A 16997-nucleotide genomic window follows, 5' to 3' on the forward strand; every position below is an offset into this window, starting at 1 on the left:
TTTATTTGTTTTCCAAAGCTTCGTTTTTCGGATCAGCGAAAAACTCCACAATGGCAAACAGGGCTTTGCCCTAACAAAAAAATGTATCACAAAAAACATTCACATATTGTTTTTTGTGATACAGATATTGACCGGATTTATATTCCACTGTCGGAGCCATAATCGGCTGCTCCCATATTCTGTTTTTGTTCATGCTCATACAATTTTTTAATCTTCTCTGCTGTCTGCTGCAGTTTCTGAGCACATTGTCCAAATATCCTCAGGGCCATATCTCCTGTTGTAAGCCGTGTGATGCCGCCCTCTGTTTCTGAAGCTTCATCAAGAATCTGCCAGATTTTTTCCTGAAGCTGCAAATTGGCTGCCGTATCTCTAAGTTTAGTCAAAAAGATATTCGCCACATGTGTGTACCCCTCATACATGCCTATCCCTTCCATCGGCATTCTGTCAGGCTCGTAGCAGGTGTTGTCGCGGTAAATCAGTTTATCATTTCTGTACAGAAGGACTTTTGAGGAAAATCTGCTGTACCGAAAACATTCATTATGTGCTTTTCGGCCACAGGAAATAATTTCCAGCAGGAACAGGCAGGAGGTTTCGTCTTCCAGATGAATCGTCATTCTGCTGTCAAAGGATGACTGTGCGAATGGAATAACCGGCTGGGGATAATAATACAGTGTGGCATTTTTATCCACCTGTACTTCAATAGTCCGGGATGCTGCTCCTTCGTCCATTTTATGAATTTTTTCAAAGGACTGTGACAGTACTTCCAGGTCTGCCCCTTCTTTTACATGGTAAAAAAAATTCTGAGAATCACCTGCCATGATTCCGGCGGAGGCACAGAGAGGCATGATCTGGATGCCGCCGTTCTCTCTCTCAAAAGGCATCATGATTTTATATGGAGCTGTAAAAGACAGCTCCTCCAGAATAGTCTTTCCATCTTTTAAAGCTGCACAGGCACTGATACGGGATATTTTTCCGAATTTATTATCCATATGCATATTCTTTTACATTCCTTCTAAAAGTACATTTTTTCTGATCCACTCTACTACTTTATCCACATTTTCGCCTTCACGGATGTTAGTAAACAGAAATGGTCTGTCACCGCGCATTTTTTCAGAATCCCTCCTCATTATTTCAAGGTTTGCGCCCACATAGGGCGCAAGATCGATTTTATTGATCACAAGGAGGTCAGAACGTGTGATTCCAGGACCGCCTTTACGCGGGATTTTATCTCCTTCTGCCACATCGATAACGAAGATCGTCGCATCTACAAGTTCCGGACTGAACGTTGCAGACAGATTATCCCCGCCGCTTTCAATGAAAAGAAGTTCAATATCCGGGAAGCGTTCTGTCAGTTCGTCTACCGCTTCCAGGTTCATAGAAGCGTCTTCACGGATGGCTGTATGCGGGCATCCTCCGGTTTCCACACCAATGATCCTTTCTACCGGAAGAACACTGTTCTTTGCAAGAAACTGGGCATCTTCTTTTGTATAAATATCGTTTGTAATAACTCCAATGCTGTAGTCCTCTGCCATCTTTCTTGACAAAGCCTCAATAAGCGCTGTTTTTCCCGAACCTACCGGTCCGGCAACTCCGACTTTTACATATGACATACTAATCTCCTCTTTTCTGATTTACTTGTTGACAGCATTTTTTAATCTGTTGCTCCCAGAGCTTTCTGACATGACTAAACTATGACATATACAGTCTGGAATACAGCTTTTCATGCTGGATTCCTCTGAGATCAAATCCAGGTGCGGAAAGGCATAAATCATCTTCCCTTCTGTTCATGACATCTGTTAAAATATCATCAAATTCCACGTAGCATCCGCTCAAAAGCTGCTGTCCGGATGTCTGACTAAGGGGAATCGTTTTTACGCAGTTAGTAACAATTGCAGATGTCTGGGCATAGAGATAATGAGTCATTGCCTCGTTCAATGCAATCTCCATCTCTGCACAGAAGACTCCGTAGATGCAGCTGTGGTTCACTGCTTTTCCTTTTCTCGCATCCAGATATTTCCTGAAAATCCCGTTTTTATTGATATTCAATCCAAGCTTTTCAATAGTTTTGGCAAAACGTGAACCCATTTTTCTGGCTGCTTCCCTCTGTTCCATTGGGATTCTTGATGCTTCCAGAATTTCTTCCAGATGCAGCAGTTTCTGAAGATCTTTTCCCTCTGCGGCTTCATATGCAAGTCTGGCTGACAGAAGTTCTGTATATGCAAGATTCCACTTGATTTTGTGGAGGATATATTCTCTGGCTGTATCTATATCGCGGACAATTCCACGCTGAATATAAGTCTCTAATCCCTGTGAATGGGAATATCCTCCAATAGGAAACAATGCATCATTTACCTGCAAAAGGTAAAACTGTTTTTCTGACATATAAATTCTCCATCCGCTTTCCTTAATGATGATGATTGTGAATACTTGCAGAAATCCTCTGATCAAAATCCAGCTTCAATATTTCTTTTTTTGCCTTAACACCATGAATTTTCTGAAGCATAGCAAGCATTGGTTCGTTATAGACAGTAATAAATGTGGCATTTTCTCCCCAGAAAAGCGGCGCATGTCTGTTTCCAATCTCATAGCAGACTTTTGCGGCCATTTTCTCGTGTCCTGGTTCAAAAGATACCCGTATAACTTCACATGGCGGAGTATTTATCACTACGAGTTTTGTCTCATCTGCATAAATCACATCATCCTGATACAGACCTCGGGCGAGAACAGAATCGTCCATACGAATTCCCACTTCTGTTCCTTTATCTGTTGTTTTCTTATGTATTTTTTTGAAAGCTTCATGCCATTCAATATCTACAAATTCTAATGTTTTTCCTGTAGTATCAAAGTCATGGAGCTTTCCTGAAACCTGTTCACACAGCATTATCTTCAACCTCCAATATCCGATAAATCTTTCTTATCGGTTTATTTTTACCAGATCTGCAGAAGCATCATAACTCCAGGAATCCATGCTGTTACAATGCCTTCAAACACCTGAAGATATGGAACAAATTTTCCAAGCTTCTTTCCACAGATGTCCTCCACAAAGGCAGTTCCCCAGAGAATCGCCCAAAGATACCAGATTGCTGCCCATCGCAGATCCGGTGCGATACCCAGCGCACTGCTTCCTGTAACCCCCTCGATAGTCCCAAAGATCACCGCATTGACTGCTACAAAAGTAGAAAACCATGCAAAAGGAATCGGACTTGCTTTCAGAAATTTCCCCAGAGCCACAAAAAGGTAGGTAAAGCAGAACAGTAATCCCGTTCCCGCTGCATAATAATTACCCTGTACCAAATTAACAAAGTTGATAAACAGGGACAGGCCGCCTGTAAAAATATTCATGATGGCTGTGGATTTTCCATCTACATTGTATAAAGAACACATACCATTATTGATTAATACAATGCCTACAAATAAAAGACAAACTCCTAACATAATAACGCTCTCCTCTCCTGCCCATCTTAAAACAAACTGTAAAGCTGTGTCAGCGGAAGTTTTTCTGCCGGTCTGGAAGTGATTTCTTCCCCGTCAACCGTAACCTTATATGTTTCTGGATCCACTGCCAGCTCCGGTGTTCTGTCATTAAGCACCATATCTTTTTTACTGATATTTCTGCACCCTTTTACAGGCACTACTGTTTTCTCAAGTCCATATTTCTCTTTTACATTTTCATCCACAGCTGCCTGAGATACAAATGTAAGGCAGGTTTCGTTTTTGGCTTTTCCGTGTGCAGCAAACATTGGCTGATAAAAAACTGGCTGCGTGGTCGGAATAGATGCATTTGCATCGCCCATTTTGGATGCAATGATCATACCGCCCTTGATAATGATATCAGGTTTTACGCCAAAGAATGCAGGGTTCCAGAGAACAAGATCTGCAAGTTTACCTTCTTCCACAGATCCTACATATTGTGAAATGCCATGTGTGACAGCCGGATTGATGGTATATTTGGAGATATAACGTTTTACACGGAAGTTGTCATTGCCGTGTCCTGAATCTTCCGGCAATGCCCCCCGCTCATCTTTCATCTTGCTTGCCGTCTGCCAGGTACGTGTGATAACCTCGCCTACACGTCCCATAGCCTGGGAGTCAGAACTCATCATACTGAATATCCCCATATCGTGAAGAACGTCCTCTGCCGCAATTGTCTCCGGGCGGATTCGGGAATCTGCAAATGCAACGTCTTCCGGGATTCTTTTATCCAGATGATGGCAGACCATCAGCATATCCAGATGCTCGTCCAGGGTATTTACTGTATATGGCATCGTCGGGTTTGTAGAAGACGGCAGTACATTTGGAGCTGCCGCCGCACGAATAATATCTGGTGCATGTCCTCCGCCGGCCCCTTCTGTATGATATGTATGGATGGTTCTGCCGCCGATAGCTGCAAGTGTGTCTTCTACACATCCACCTTCATTCAATGTATCTGTATGAATGGCAACCTGTACATCGTATTCATCTGCTACATTCAGGCAATGATCAATAACTGCAGGTGTTGCCCCCCAGTCCTCATGGATCTTCAGACCCATGGCGCCGGCTTTTACCTGCTCAATGAGGGGCGCCTCGTCTGAACAGTTTCCCTTTCCAAGGAAACCAAGGTTCATTGGATATTCTTCAGCAGCCTTTAACATCATTCTTAAATTCCATGGCCCAGGCGTACAGGTAGTCGCATTTGTGCCATCTGCAGGGCCTGTTCCGCCTCCGATCATTGTAGTGACACCGCTGTACAGCGCACAGTCTATCTGCTGTGGGCTGATAAAATGTATATGAGTATCGATTCCACCTGCAGTTAAGATCATCCCTTCGCCTGCAAGCGCTTCTGTAGAGGCTCCGACCGTCATCCCTGGTGTGACGCCGTCCATAGTATCCGGATTTCCTGCTTTTCCTATTCCTGCGATCCTGCCGTCCTTGATACCTATATCCGCTTTGACAATCCCTGTAGAATCTACGATTAATGCATTGGTAATTACCAGATCCAGATCCCCATCTTTACTGCAGGTTTTTACAGACTGTCCCATGCCGTCACGAATGGTCTTGCCTCCTCCAAATTTCACTTCGTCTCCATAAGTTGTATAATCTTTCTCAACCTCTATCACAAGGTTTGTATCTGCCAGACGTACCTTATCTCCCGTAGTCGGACCATACATTGCCGCATATTTGCTTCCAGAAATTTTTGTGCTCATCGTTGTCCCTCCCTATAGAAATCCTTTTCGTTTTGCATTTTCCATGGATGCTGCCTTCGTGTCGTCTGCTGCCCGCGCACAGGTAAGATCATTCAGGCCAAATACTCTCTGTCTGCCGCCCATCTCCGTAAGCTGAACCTCCTTTTCTTCACCTGGCTCAAATCTTACAGAGGTTCCTGACGGAATGTCCAGATGATATCCATAAGATTTTTCCCTGTCAAAGGAAAGGCATTTATTTACCTCAAAAAAATGAAAATGAGAACCTACCTGAACTGGTCTGTCGCCTTTGTTTGCCACTGTTACTGCCACTGTTTTTTTGCCTTTATTAAGTATAATGTCACGATCCACAGGCATAATTTCACCAATTTTCATACCTTATCTCCTCCTTACTGAATTGGATTATGTACTGTCACAAGCTTGGTTCCATCTGGAAATGTCGCTTCTACCTGGATTTCATCAATCATATCAACGACTCCGTCCATTACGTCATCTTTTGTAAGAATCTTCGTGCCAAGCTGCATCAGCTCTACTACGGTTTTTCCATCTCTTGCAAGTTCTAAGAGTTCAGAACTAATATATGCCAGCGCCTCTACATAATTTAGTTTAAGACCTCTTTCCTTTCTCTCTTTGGCAAGGTTTCCTGCCATATGAAGCATTAGTTTTTCCTGTTCTTTTTGATTCAGCCTCATAATATTCCTCCTCTCGAATTGTACAGATTATTATATTTTTCGCTGTTTTCTGCATATTTATGCCCCAAAATTCAAAATACACAAAACAAAAAAGAGCAGACAATGGGATTTTTCAGACCCCATTGTCTGCTCTTCACACGAAAAATTTTATATAGAGGATTATAACTTGAGTCTATATAATGGTCAAGATATTTTATGTTCTTCTTTATATTTTTCTCTATATTCGCTATTGAACCCCGACAATCAATACTCAATTTTGTTAAAAATTATTTGTCTTATTTTACCAGCCACTCACATCCCCTTTTGGCGGGTTGATTGATCGATGTTATGACTGCATGGTTCAATTTCAGTTTCATGGTACAGTTATCAGTTCAGATATTGTTCCGTGAATAATGGATAAATTATGTCAGAACCTGTTTCACGGCCTTTTTCCAGCCCTGGTATTTTTCATTTCGCACTTCCGGCTCCATTTCCGGAGAAAATTTTGTCCGGGTCATCTGGGAGAATACTTTTTCCCGGTCAAAAATTCCTGCTGCAATCCCTGCCGCATAGGCGGCTCCGATTCCGGAAAGCTCTTCCGCTGAGGGCACCTGAACAGTCACATCTGCAATATCACTCTGAAACTGCATCAGATATTTGTTTCTTGTAGGTCCGCCGTCCACCCGCAGCTCCTGAATCTTAATCCCGGATTCTTCGCTCATGGCATTTACCACATCTGTAATCTGATAGGCAATGGATTCCAGACCTGCTCTCACGATCTCAGCTCTTCCGGTCGTCCTTGTGATTCCTGTCAGGATTCCGGATGCTTCACTGTCCCAGTAGGGCGCCCCAAGGCCGCTGAACGCAGGCACCAGATAGGAACGATCACCTGGATTGGCTTTATTGGCCAGTATCTCTGTCTCTGAAGGTGAAGAGATCAGTTTCAGCTCATCCTTCAGCCAGGTAATGACAGCTCCTGTATAATTGATGTTTCCCTCCAGAACATAATTTACCTGGCCGTTCATTTTCCACGCCAGAGAAGTTACCACCCGGTCGCTGTATACAGGCTTCTGCCCAATGTTCATCATAATAGAAGATCCTGTGCCGTAAGTAGTTTTGATCATTCCCTTATCTGTACATCCCTGTCCGAACAAAGCGCCGTGAGAATCCCCCAGAACTCCCCGTATGGGAATGGGATTTTCAAAATATCCCTCAAAATCCGTATATCCGTATTCTCCGTCTGAATCCGTCACTTCCGCAAGACAGGATACCGGAATACCGAATAAGCTGCATACCTCCTGATCCCAGGAAAGACTTCCGATATGAAACAGCTGAGTTCTGGAAGCATTGGAATAATCTGTACGGAATTCTTTTCCTCCGGTCAGCTTATAAACAAGCCAGCTGTCAATGGTTCCGCAGCAGAGTTCTCCTTTCTCAGCCTTTTCCGCAGCTCCTTCCACATTTTCAAGTACCCACGCGATCTTTGCGGCCGAAAAGTAAGGTGAAAGCTGCAGGCCGGTATGGGAGCGGATCATTTCTCCATGTCCCTGTTCTGCAATTCTTTCACAGATCTTTGCGCCTCTGGCACACTGCCACACAACTGCATTATATACAGGCTTTCCGGTATTCCTGTCCCACACAAGGGCAGTTTCCCGCTGATTGCTGATACCAAGAACTTTTATATCATTTTTGTCAATTCCTGATTTTTCCACAAGTTTTTTTACTACCTGAACTGTATTTGCATAAATTTCCTCCGGGTCATGCTCCACCCAGCCCCGCTGATCAATATACTGCCTGTGAGGGAGATCACTTCGGCAGATAAGAGCACCGTTTTCATCAAACAGCAGTCCTTTTGTTCCCTGTGTACTCTGGTCAATTCCCAATACATATCTGTTCATACTATTTCACCAGCTCCGCTGCCTTTTCTGCAATTCCTTCTGCATTCAGGCCATAATAATCAAATACTTCCTTTGAAGTTCCCGTGATCACCGGAGCATCCGGAAGGGAAAGATTCACCACCTTTTTCGGGCACCGGCTTCCTACTATCTGACTTACCATGGATCCCAGCCCACCATAGGGAGCGTGTTCTTCTACTGTCAGCACTGCTTTTGCGTTTTCTGCAGCCTTTACAACCGCTTCAGCATCCAGGGGTTTTACGCAGTACATGTCAATTACAGAAGCGCTGATTCCCTGAGCATTTAAAAGTTCTGCCGCATCCTTTGCCGGCTTTACCATTTCTCCGCATGCAATGATTGCAATATCAGTTCCTTCGCATACAACCGTTGCCTTATCCATTTCAAAAGGAACATGTTCTTCTTCATAAACAGGCTCTACTGCATTTCTCCCCACACGCACATAAGCCGGTTTTTCGTCCTTCAGAAGAGCCTTTACCAGCTCCCTTGTCTGAAGATGGTCGCTGGGAATATATACCCGCATATTCGGAATCGCAGCCATAGCCGCAATATCCTGAGCAGAATGATGGCTCATTCCCAGCGCTCCGTAGCTGACGCCTCCGCTGATACCGATCAGCTTCACATTTGTGTTGGAATAAGCAACGTCCACCTTTGCCTGCTCATAGCTTCTTGTGGAAAGAAAGCAGGCCGGAGAAACTGCATATGCTTTTTTGCCGCACTTTGCCAGTCCTGCAGCAATGCTTACCAGATTCTGCTCTGCAATTCCTGTTTCCACAAACTGTTCCGGATAAGTATCTGCAAAAGGAGTAAAGGAACCGCTGCCTCTGGAATCACTGCACAGAGCAACAATATCCCTGTCTGTTTTTGCCGCATCCATCAAAACCTCACAAATCATCTGTTTATTGGCGATCTTACTCATTTCAGCGCAGCCTCCTTTCTCTCCTCCAGATCCTTCATGATCTGCTCATACTCTTCATCACCTGGCACATGATGATGCCAGGATGCCTTGTTCTCCATTACAGAGGAGCCGCAGCCCTTTACTGTATTGGCGATCAGTACCGTCGGTTTTCCTTTTACTGTTTTCGCTTCCTCAAAGGCCGCATCCAGTTCTTCAATGCTGTTTCCGTTTTTCACGTCAATTACATGCCAGCCAAAGCTTCTGAACCTTTCATGAAGATCATCATGATGCATCACATCTTCAGTATTTCCTGAAATCTGCAGGCGGTTCCTGTCAACTACTGCACAGAGATTATCCAGCTTATAATGAGCTGCAGACATTGCGCCTTCCCACACAGAGCCCTCTGCCAGCTCTCCGTCGCCCATTACTGTATAAACACGGTAATTCTGATGATTCATTTTTCCGGCAAGAGCCATTCCCACACATACCGGAAGCCCATGTCCCAGAGATCCCGAATTCATTTCTATTCCCGGAAGCTTATTATTGGGATGCCCGATAAATTTAGAGCCAAATTTGCTGAAGGTATCAATAACCTCCTCTATTGGGAAAAAGCCTTTCTCTGCAAGCACAGCGTAAAGAGCCTCCACAGAATGTCCTTTGCTCATTACAAAACGGTCGCGGTCAGGATCATCCATATTTTCAGGGCCGATATTCATCTGTTTAAAATAAAGTGTTACAAGTGTGTCGATCACACTCATATCTCCGCCGATATGTCCGGCCTTTCCGGAACGAATCATATTGATCACGTCTTTGCGAAGCTCATATGACAAAGCAGTCAGATTTTCCATAATTTCCATCCTCTCTTTCCGGTTCTTCATTCGCCGCGAAGATATGCTTTTACATCCTCTTCAATGGGGTCGTAGAGATCCGGTTTGATTCCAATATATTTACATGCTTCATACAGCACCGGAACAACGTCTTTGTGGATGCCCACACAGTGGTGAATGTATGGACCCTCTACGATCTTCGCTTCCAGACGTTTGATGTTATCCACCTCAACCCACAGATAGGTTCCCATTCCTTTTGGACCGTCCACACCTTTTGCATTTCCGAGAAGCAGAGAATATTCTCCATTATCACCGTCAAACCGCGCCAGAGTAATGTCTCCGTGCTTTGCCTCTGCAGTGATTGCACCCGGATGGTCAAAAGCCAGCGGATATGTAATCTTCGGAGTTTCTCCGGCAACTGAGATCGGCCACGGTCCGCAGTGCTGAAGCAGCTCACCGTTTTTAATATCCGGATGACGGATGGTCCAGTCTGCAAAGAAGCTTCTTGTTTCTCCCATTCCTGCAGCCTCTACCATAAGAGCAGTGATCGCTCCATGGATATCCGTCTCACATACAACCGGAATTCCTTCTTCATTCAGCAGGGCATTTGCGGCACAGGGCATGATTCCAAGCTCACTCTGCAGCTGGTTCCAGCACTGGATTGCCCCTGCCTGACATCCGTATTTTGTGATCAGATTTTTCATGGCAACCTTCAGAGCAGCTACATTTTCCAGTTCTTCATCCTTGATCTCAACAATCATATTGCTGCGGCAGTAGTCAATTACTTTTGCAACCTCTGTTCCCTCTTTTTTTACTTTTTTCACTTCATCTGTAAGCTCGGGCATGGGAATCGGAGAAAGCTGGATATTGAATTTTTCCAGAAGTTCTCCCTCATTGCACATGGTTGTCCAGAAATCAAAAGGTCTTGTGGAAATCTGAAGGATCCTCATATTTTTGAATTTCTTTACCACATTGCATACAGCCATAAAATCCCGGATCCCGCGTTCAAATACCGGATCATTCAGGCGGCAGTTTGTCATGTAGGTAAACGGAATACGGAAGCGTCTCAGAACCTTTCCGGTAGCAAAAAGTCCGCACTGTGTATCACGAAGCCGCACTCCGTTTTCATCCGGACGCTCGTCAAGAGGCCCCCACAGAAGAACCGGAACATTCAGCTCCTTTGCCAGACGGGCACATTCATATTCTGTACCAAAATTACAGTGGGGAAGAAACAGTCCGTCAATTTTTTCAGCCTTAAACTTTTCAGCAATTTTTTTCATATCTTCATCATTATAGAGAAGACCTTCCTCATTAATATCTGTGATATCTACAAAATCAACGCCCAGTTCTCTCAGACGGTCAGCAGTAAGTCCCCGATATTTAACCGCATCCGGCGCGCTGAAAATACTTCTTCTTGTAGGCGCGTATCCTAATTTAATATGATCCATTGTGATTCCTCCTTCAATATATCCTCATTTACGTTCTTTGAACTTTCTATAAACATTATTATAAATATTTTATATTTTTTTTCAATAAAATATTATGATTATGTTTATAAAATAGGATTTTGCACAATTTATCACCGTATTTTTTGTTGATATCGCCTATATTTTTCTGTTTAAATCATATTTTTCGGCAATTGTTATATAAACATTTATATAAACAAATATAAACAGGCACATATGTATTTTCAGAATTCCCACACACGAAATCACAGAATTTTCCGCAAAAAAGTACCCGGATATCTGAATCAAACAATCCAGATATCCGGGATACATTTTTTACTTATTTTATAGTTTTTTCACTGTATTACGATACACGATTTTCGGACATACCTGAGTTTTTATTACTGCATCTGTCCCTATCCCCTCTATCATCTCGGAAATGCGGCGTACAGCCATTTTCCCCATCTCTCTGTTTGGAACCCGAAGAGTTGTCAGGGCAGGCGTGGAAATCTCACTGAACGGCAGATCATCAAATCCCGCCACAGATACGTCCTCCGGTATCCTGTACCCCATTTCTCTCAGAGCTTTCATAGCGCCCAGAGCAATCATGTCATTATCTGCAAAAAACGCTGTAGGAAGCTTCGGAGAAGTTTTCAGATACTCCAGCATATCCTGATAGGCGCTGTTCAGAGAGGTTCCAAGAGTTACTGTATATTCCTCTTTATAAGGAACCTTCCGCTTTTTTAAAGCAGTCTGAAAGCCCACGAACCTGGAACGGAAGCCCTTTATGCGGAAAGAACCCCTGAGATATCCCACCTCTTTATGCCCATTGTCCAGAAGATGCTCTGTCATCATTCTTGCAGCATCCGCATTATTAATAAGAACCGCATTAAACTCCATAGATTCTGTCCAGTAGTCCAGAATCACCAGAGGACAGGGCGCATTTCTGTAGGGCTCCAGATCGCCGTCCATCATTTCTGTTGCAAGCACCACAACCGCCGCGCCCTGCTCGCTTAACATTTCTCTTACCTGATTCAGATATTCCGGATTCCTCTGATCTGCTCTGGAAACCACCATTTCATATCCAAGTCTTCTGCACTCTTCCTCAAATCCCTCGATCAGGCTCTGAAAGAACGGAGTATCCTCGATGATCCGGCCATTTTTCTTAAAGATCACCAGACGGATCTTTGTGACGGCATTGGCGCTTAAATATCCTGTCTCGCGTGCTATTCTGAATATTTCCTCTGCCGTATCCTTATTGACTCCTTTTTTGTGGTTCAGAGCATTTGAAATAGTTGCCGGAGAAAAGCCGGTCATTTTGCTCAGATCACGAATACTCACCTTCATACAGACACCTTCCTCTTGTAATTTTTACAGACTGCTGTTAAGCACCTCTTCTCTCAGAGGAATCGACGCAGTCGCACCCGGTCTGGAAACAGCGATCGCGGACGCCTTTGCCGCAAGCCGGAGTCCCTCCTGAACCGGCATTCCATTGATAATGGATGAAATAAAATATCCTGTAAACGTATCTCCTGCCGCAGTAGTATCTACAGCCTTTACCTTATAGATTCCCTGACGGTAAATACCTGTTTCATCCTGATAAACAGATCCGTCTCCTCCCAGAGTCAGCACGATTGCAGCTTTCGGATAAAGTTCCCTTATCTTTGCCAGAATCTTCTCCGGTTCTTTTTCCCCTGTAATCTGAAATCCCTCGATCTCATTTACAAGAAACAGACTTATTTTTTTTAAATCACATGTCTCCAGCGCCTTATCATACGGAGACGGATTCAGGATGATCATCATCCCCTTTTCATAAGCCTGGTCAATAATATAATCCAGTTCGTTGATCTCATTCTGCAGAAGAAGTATATCTCCTTTTTCAAAGGCAGAAAGAACCTCATCCACAAACTCTCTGGTAATACTTCTGTTGGATCCGCCAAAAAGAAGAATACAGTTCTGACCGTTTTTGTCCACCTGGATCACAGTATGGCCGCCGGGCCCCTGAATTTTTCTGATAAAGTCTGTATTTACTCCGTTTTCTCTGCAGGTTTCCAGAAGAATATCCCCTTCTTCTCCAATCATTCCCGCATGAAACACAGGAATACCGGCTTTTGCCAGCGCAATGGACTGGTTCAGTCCCTTACCGCCGCAAAATGTCTTCCTGTCTTTTGATGCCTGAGTCTCTCCGGGAATCAGAATAGACTCTACCTGATACACATAATCAAGATTTAAAGACCCAAAATTCAGAACCTTCATAAATATGCCCTCCTTTTTATGCAGGAAATGCAACCCCCGCTCTCAGAATAATATTGGGATATGGAGTAAATTCCCCTGTCCGGACGGCAAACTTCACCCGGGCTGATCTTTCCTTCAGCTCTGTATGCAGGATCATTTCCTCCTCCGCTTCCGGAAGCTTTTCTCTGATATAAGACAAAAGTTCCGGATTCTTCTCAACGATCTCCTTTGCTATAGTATAACTTTCGATTTCCGCCTCGTCAAGAACCGCATCCATTACCTGACGAAAAGTTGGCACGCCGCCGCACAAAGCCAGATCTACGATCTCCACCCCTTTCGGGATCGGCATACCTCCGTCGCCGATCATAAAGGTGTCCTTATGTCCAAGTCCCGCGATCAGCCCTGCAAGCTGTGCATTGATAATACCTCTTTTTTTCATAAAAAACCGCCTCCCATACATTTTTTTAGTCAAAAGATCCCGGTATGCACTCACACCGGGACCAAATATGTTTTATTTGTTTTCGTTGCGTGCCTGAAGCGCCATTTTTGCCTGAAGATTTCTCTGGAACTGGTCAATGATAACCGCTACAATAATTACCAGACCACGAATGATCTTCTGCCAGAATTCAGTTACACCACACATGGTCATACCATCGTTGATCACACCAATAACAAACGCGCCTACAATGGTTCCGCCAATACTGCCCACGCCGCCTGCCATGGAAGTACCACCAAGAACAGATGCCGCAATTGCATTCATCTCCCAGGACTCACCTGTTTTCGGAGTTGCGGAAACAAGCTGGGAAGTTGCGATAATACCTACAATAGCTGAGCACAGTCCGGAAAAAGCATAAACCCAGATTTTCACACGGTCAACCTTGATTCCGGAAAGCTTGGAAGCCTTTTCATTTCCTCCGATTGCCTGCACATGCCATCCGAAAGGTGTTTTCTTCAGGATCAGTCCTGCGATCACAGCTACAATAGCAAGAATGATAACACCTACAGGAATCATGGTTCCCATAAAGTTTCTTCCAAAAAATTCAAATCCTGTATTGCCAAGTCCTTCATGACCGGCAAGCTCTGAAAAGGTTGCCCCGTTGGAACGGATATTTGCCAGACCTCTGCAGATATACATAGAACCAAGTGTGGCAATAAACGGCGCTACATTAAATTTTGTAATTACCACACCGTTTAAAGCACCCACCAGCGCACCCATAAGAATAGTGATCAGAACTACAAGAGGTACGCTGAAATACACAGTCACGCCTGCAAATTTCAGAGTAAGACCTTCCTGGATCAGCCCGCCGGCGATCATTCCTGCCAGACCGGCCACAGAACCTACGGACAGGTCTATTCCGCCAGTGATGATTACATAGGTCATACCAATAGCAAGGATTCCGTAAAGGGCCACATGCTTTGCCACTGTCAGAAGAGAACCTACTGTCAGGAAATTATTTGCTGTAATGCTGAAAAAAATCAGCAACACGATCAGAACGATGAAAGTCCTTCCCTTTAAAAGGGTCATCATTAACGCATTATTTGATGTTTTTTTATCTGCTGCCATATCCTAATTCTCCTTTTCATGATTCTGTACATGATGTCCCTTATAGGACGCCAGTACCAGGGTATCTTCTTTGATCTCGTCTCCGCTGAACTCACCTGTTTTCAGTCCGTTTGAAAGAACCAGAACACGGTCCGCAATGGAAACGATCTCCTGAAGCTCCGAGGAAACAACAATAATGGAAAGTCCCCTCTTCGCATACTGATTGATGATATCAAACACCTCTGTTTTGGCTCCGATATCAATTCCACGGCTTGGTTCATCCATGAGAAGAATCTTTGGTTCTGTCAGGATGCCTTTTCCGATAACAACCTTCTGCTGATTTCCTCCTGAAAGAGAAAGAATCGGAAGATGTTTGTCAGCCACTTTAATATGGATATCCTTGATCTGTTCATCCACTTTCTGCCCTTCTTTGGATGAATCAAGGAATACCCCTGCTTTTTTGTACGTCTTCATTGCAGACAGAGAACAGTTTTTTTCAATGTCCATTGTCTGGACCAGTCCCTGAGCCTGACGGTCTTCAGGTATAAGGGCAAAGCCTTTGTCTATCTGTCCTGAAATGGATTTGATGTTCAGCTTTTCTCCTTCCAGGTATACCTCTCCTGTATGTTCCGGATGAAGTCCCATCAGACATTCAAAAATCTCGCTTCTTCCGGCTCCCATCAGTCCGTAAATTCCAAGGATTTCACCTTTTTTCAGGTCAAAACTCACATGATCCACCAGATAGCCGCCTCCGGCCTTTGGCAGGCACAGATTTTTCACCTCAAGAACATTTTCTACTTTTGACCAGTCCACTTTTGTTTCACGTTTCAGATATGCCTTTGCTCCTCCTGTCATCTCATGGACGATCCACGGAACATCAATATCCTTTACATCTGCATCTGAAACATATTTTCCATCCCGGAGAATAGTCACATGGTCGCCAATCTGCATGATCTCTTCCAGACGGTGAGATATGTAAACAATAGAAATCCCCTGAGCCGTCAGTTCCCTCATGATCTTAAAAAGAACCTGTACCTCCTGCTGGCTGAGAGAGGATGTGGGCTCGTCCATGATCAGGACCTTCAGATCATCAGCCACAAGATTTCTTGCAATTTCAATCATCTGCTGCTGACCTACCCTCAGTTCTCCCACAAGAGTCTCCGGGTCAATTTCATGTTCCAGTCTTTTCAGAATATTTTTCGTCTTTTCTATATGAGTTTTGTTATCAAGTCTGATTTTTCCTACTGTCTGCTCCCTTGCCATAAAAATATTCTGATACACATTCAGATTGGGAAACAGACTTAATTCCTGATGAATAATACCGATCCCATGTTTTCTGGCATCTGTAGTATCTTTAAACGCAACCTCCTGATCACCAATATAAAGCGTTCCTTCACTGGGGTGCTCGATACCTGCTATCATTTTCATCAGAGTCGATTTTCCGGCGCCATTTTCACCGATCAGAACATTCACCTTGCCTTTGAGAAGGTCAAAGGATACGTCATCCAGCGCTTTTGTACCGGGATAAATTTTACTGATATGATCCGCATGCAAAAACACATGCTCCGGACATTTATAAGCCATATCTGACCCTCCTATTTTGCTTCCAGTTCTATGGGTGTAATCAGTACCTTTGTATTGTCATTTGCAGTAAAGCATCCTGTAAATGAAATGGTTTTGCCTTTCAGAGATGCCGGATCCGCTTTTTTCACTATTTCTTCGTCAATCATTTCATTGATACTCTGGGAAACTGCCGCCCAGTCCTGCTGATTTGTATAATCACCGAATTTAATCACATCCAGAGAATCACGGACAGATGACCCCTTATATACAGAACCGATCTGAATGGAGATTTCCTCCGGACCATCGTAGCCGTCAAGCTTTACTGTCATATATCCAGCTTTTTTCTCCTGATTTACTTCCTCAACCGTACCTGTTCCTTTTACAACATAATTGATCTCGCCGCTGGTTCCCATAGAATATTTTCCATATTTATCAACAAGAGATTTCAGATCTCCGTTCGCTTCTGTCAGAAACTCTGAAAGCTCCACTGCTTTCTCCTGAAGTTCCGGCAGCGCTTCTGATTCCCAGATCGCCGCCACATTATCTACTGCATTAAATTCCTGTTCCCCTGTAAGCTCTGCTTCCTGACCGATTTTTACCACCTTTACACATCCGGTCATACAAGTTGTCATCATTACCGCCACAAGCCCTGCCGCTAACATACGTTTTCTCATAACTGCTCTCCTTTGACTGTTTCTTTACCGAAAATGGGGGGCTGCAAA

The 16997-nt window shown here is 44.0% G+C and carries 18 protein-coding genes; all 18 read right to left on the reverse strand.

Features of this window, described 5'->3' with window-relative positions:
* Nucleotides 1–137 precede the first annotated feature (137 nt).
* A complete protein-coding gene (locus NSA57_RS09425; RefSeq protein ID WP_243873669.1) occupies nt 138–989 on the reverse strand; it encodes an urease accessory protein UreD in 852 nt (283 codons plus the stop codon).
* 12 nt (nt 990–1001) lie between these two features.
* Nucleotides 1002–1610 (reverse strand): urease accessory protein UreG, encoded by a 609-nt coding sequence (ureG, locus tag NSA57_RS09430; RefSeq protein WP_022068720.1) that lies wholly within the window; start codon nt 1608–1610, stop codon nt 1002–1004.
* A gap of 79 nt (nt 1611–1689) precedes the next feature.
* Complete coding sequence (locus NSA57_RS09435) at nt 1690–2382, reverse strand: urease accessory protein UreF (RefSeq protein ID WP_022068719.1); 693 nt, start codon at nt 2380–2382, stop codon at nt 1690–1692.
* A 22-nt stretch (nt 2383–2404) separates the two neighbouring features.
* A complete protein-coding gene (locus NSA57_RS09440) occupies nt 2405–2881 on the reverse strand; it encodes an urease accessory protein UreE (protein WP_022068718.1) in 477 nt (158 codons plus the stop codon).
* A 47-nt stretch (nt 2882–2928) separates the two neighbouring features.
* Complete coding sequence (locus NSA57_RS09445; protein ID WP_138271162.1) at nt 2929–3435, reverse strand: AmiS/UreI family transporter; 507 nt, start codon at nt 3433–3435, stop codon at nt 2929–2931.
* A gap of 26 nt (nt 3436–3461) precedes the next feature.
* Complete coding sequence (gene ureB / locus NSA57_RS09450) at nt 3462–5183, reverse strand: urease subunit beta (RefSeq protein ID WP_257464693.1); 1722 nt, start codon at nt 5181–5183, stop codon at nt 3462–3464.
* Between the two features lie 12 nt (nt 5184–5195).
* Entirely contained in the window at nt 5196–5555 is a 360-nt protein-coding gene (gene ureB / locus NSA57_RS09455; RefSeq protein WP_022068715.1) for an urease subunit beta, read from the reverse strand.
* 14 nt (nt 5556–5569) lie between these two features.
* Nucleotides 5570–5872 carry an urease subunit gamma gene (gene ureA / locus NSA57_RS09460; RefSeq protein ID WP_022068714.1) on the reverse strand — a complete coding sequence of 101 codons (303 nt, stop codon included), beginning with the start codon at nt 5870–5872 and terminating at the stop codon, nt 5570–5572.
* Nucleotides 5873–6273: 401 nt separating this feature from the next.
* Nucleotides 6274–7749, reverse strand: coding sequence for a glycerol kinase GlpK (gene glpK / locus NSA57_RS09465; protein ID WP_257464694.1), 1476 nt, complete (start codon nt 7747–7749; stop codon nt 6274–6276).
* A gap of 1 nt (nt 7750) precedes the next feature.
* Nucleotides 7751–8683 (reverse strand): transketolase family protein, encoded by a 933-nt coding sequence (locus NSA57_RS09470; RefSeq protein ID WP_147599712.1) that lies wholly within the window; start codon nt 8681–8683, stop codon nt 7751–7753.
* Nucleotides 8680–9510: a transketolase gene (locus tag NSA57_RS09475; RefSeq protein WP_257464696.1), complete on the reverse strand. Its 831-nt coding sequence runs from the start codon at nt 9508–9510 to the stop codon at nt 8680–8682. The genes NSA57_RS09470 and NSA57_RS09475 overlap by 4 nt, the downstream gene beginning before the upstream one ends.
* Nucleotides 9511–9536: 26 nt before the next feature.
* On the reverse strand, nt 9537–10937 hold the full coding sequence (locus NSA57_RS09480; RefSeq protein WP_257464697.1) for an L-fucose/L-arabinose isomerase family protein: 1401 nt from the start codon (nt 10935–10937) through the stop codon (nt 9537–9539).
* A gap of 342 nt (nt 10938–11279) precedes the next feature.
* On the reverse strand, nt 11280–12281 hold the full coding sequence (locus tag NSA57_RS09485; RefSeq protein WP_147599713.1) for a substrate-binding domain-containing protein: 1002 nt from the start codon (nt 12279–12281) through the stop codon (nt 11280–11282).
* Nucleotides 12282–12305: 24 nt separating this feature from the next.
* A complete protein-coding gene (locus NSA57_RS09490) occupies nt 12306–13190 on the reverse strand; it encodes a ribokinase (protein WP_257464699.1) in 885 nt (294 codons plus the stop codon).
* A 16-nt stretch (nt 13191–13206) separates the two neighbouring features.
* Nucleotides 13207–13608, reverse strand: a complete 402-nt coding sequence (gene rbsD / locus NSA57_RS09495; RefSeq protein ID WP_022068707.1) for a D-ribose pyranase — start codon at nt 13606–13608, stop codon at nt 13207–13209.
* Between the two features lie 72 nt (nt 13609–13680).
* Nucleotides 13681–14733, reverse strand: a complete 1053-nt coding sequence (locus NSA57_RS09500) for an ABC transporter permease (protein ID WP_022068706.1) — start codon at nt 14731–14733, stop codon at nt 13681–13683.
* A gap of 3 nt (nt 14734–14736) precedes the next feature.
* On the reverse strand, nt 14737–16296 hold the full coding sequence (locus NSA57_RS09505) for a sugar ABC transporter ATP-binding protein (RefSeq protein WP_257464700.1): 1560 nt from the start codon (nt 16294–16296) through the stop codon (nt 14737–14739).
* 11 nt (nt 16297–16307) lie between these two features.
* Entirely contained in the window at nt 16308–16949 is a 642-nt protein-coding gene (locus tag NSA57_RS09510) for a DUF2291 domain-containing protein (RefSeq protein WP_022068704.1), read from the reverse strand.
* Nucleotides 16950–16997 lie beyond the last annotated feature (48 nt).

Source organism: Blautia caecimuris, assembly GCF_024622975.1.
Classification (GTDB): Bacteria; Bacillota; Clostridia; order Lachnospirales; family Lachnospiraceae; genus Blautia_A; species Blautia_A caecimuris.

Excerpts from the sequence above, each read along its gene's own strand:
- ureA (WP_022068714.1), bottom strand. The coding sequence starts at position 5,872 with ATGAGGCTGAATCAAAAAGAACAGGAAAAACTAATGCTTCATATGGCA.
- rbsD (WP_022068707.1), bottom strand. The coding sequence starts at position 13,608 with ATGAAAAAAAGAGGTATTATCAATGCACAGCTTGCAGGGCTGATCGCG.
- NSA57_RS09435 (WP_022068719.1), bottom strand. The coding sequence starts at position 2,382 with ATGTCAGAAAAACAGTTTTACCTTTTGCAGGTAAATGATGCATTGTTT.
- ureB (WP_022068715.1), bottom strand. The coding sequence starts at position 5,555 with ATGAAAATTGGTGAAATTATGCCTGTGGATCGTGACATTATACTTAAT.
- NSA57_RS09485 (WP_147599713.1), bottom strand. The coding sequence starts at position 12,281 with ATGAAGGTGAGTATTCGTGATCTGAGCAAAATGACCGGCTTTTCTCCG.
- NSA57_RS09425 (WP_243873669.1), bottom strand. The coding sequence starts at position 989 with ATGGATAATAAATTCGGAAAAATATCCCGTATCAGTGCCTGTGCAGCT.
- NSA57_RS09500 (WP_022068706.1), bottom strand. The coding sequence starts at position 14,733 with ATGGCAGCAGATAAAAAAACATCAAATAATGCGTTAATGATGACCCTT.
- NSA57_RS09490 (WP_257464699.1), bottom strand. The coding sequence starts at position 13,190 with ATGAAGGTTCTGAATTTTGGGTCTTTAAATCTTGATTATGTGTATCAG.
- ureG (WP_022068720.1), bottom strand. The coding sequence starts at position 1,610 with ATGTCATATGTAAAAGTCGGAGTTGCCGGACCGGTAGGTTCGGGAAAA.
- NSA57_RS09440 (WP_022068718.1), bottom strand. The coding sequence starts at position 2,881 with ATGCTGTGTGAACAGGTTTCAGGAAAGCTCCATGACTTTGATACTACA.
- NSA57_RS09470 (WP_147599712.1), bottom strand. The coding sequence starts at position 8,683 with ATGAGTAAGATCGCCAATAAACAGATGATTTGTGAGGTTTTGATGGAT.
- NSA57_RS09480 (WP_257464697.1), bottom strand. The coding sequence starts at position 10,937 with ATGGATCATATTAAATTAGGATACGCGCCTACAAGAAGAAGTATTTTC.
- ureB (WP_257464693.1), bottom strand. The coding sequence starts at position 5,183 with ATGAGCACAAAAATTTCTGGAAGCAAATATGCGGCAATGTATGGTCCG.
- glpK (WP_257464694.1), bottom strand. The coding sequence starts at position 7,749 with ATGAACAGATATGTATTGGGAATTGACCAGAGTACACAGGGAACAAAA.
- NSA57_RS09445 (WP_138271162.1), bottom strand. The coding sequence starts at position 3,435 with ATGTTAGGAGTTTGTCTTTTATTTGTAGGCATTGTATTAATCAATAAT.
- NSA57_RS09475 (WP_257464696.1), bottom strand. The coding sequence starts at position 9,510 with ATGGAAAATCTGACTGCTTTGTCATATGAGCTTCGCAAAGACGTGATC.
- NSA57_RS09505 (WP_257464700.1), bottom strand. The coding sequence starts at position 16,296 with ATGGCTTATAAATGTCCGGAGCATGTGTTTTTGCATGCGGATCATATC.
- NSA57_RS09510 (WP_022068704.1), bottom strand. The coding sequence starts at position 16,949 with ATGAGAAAACGTATGTTAGCGGCAGGGCTTGTGGCGGTAATGATGACA.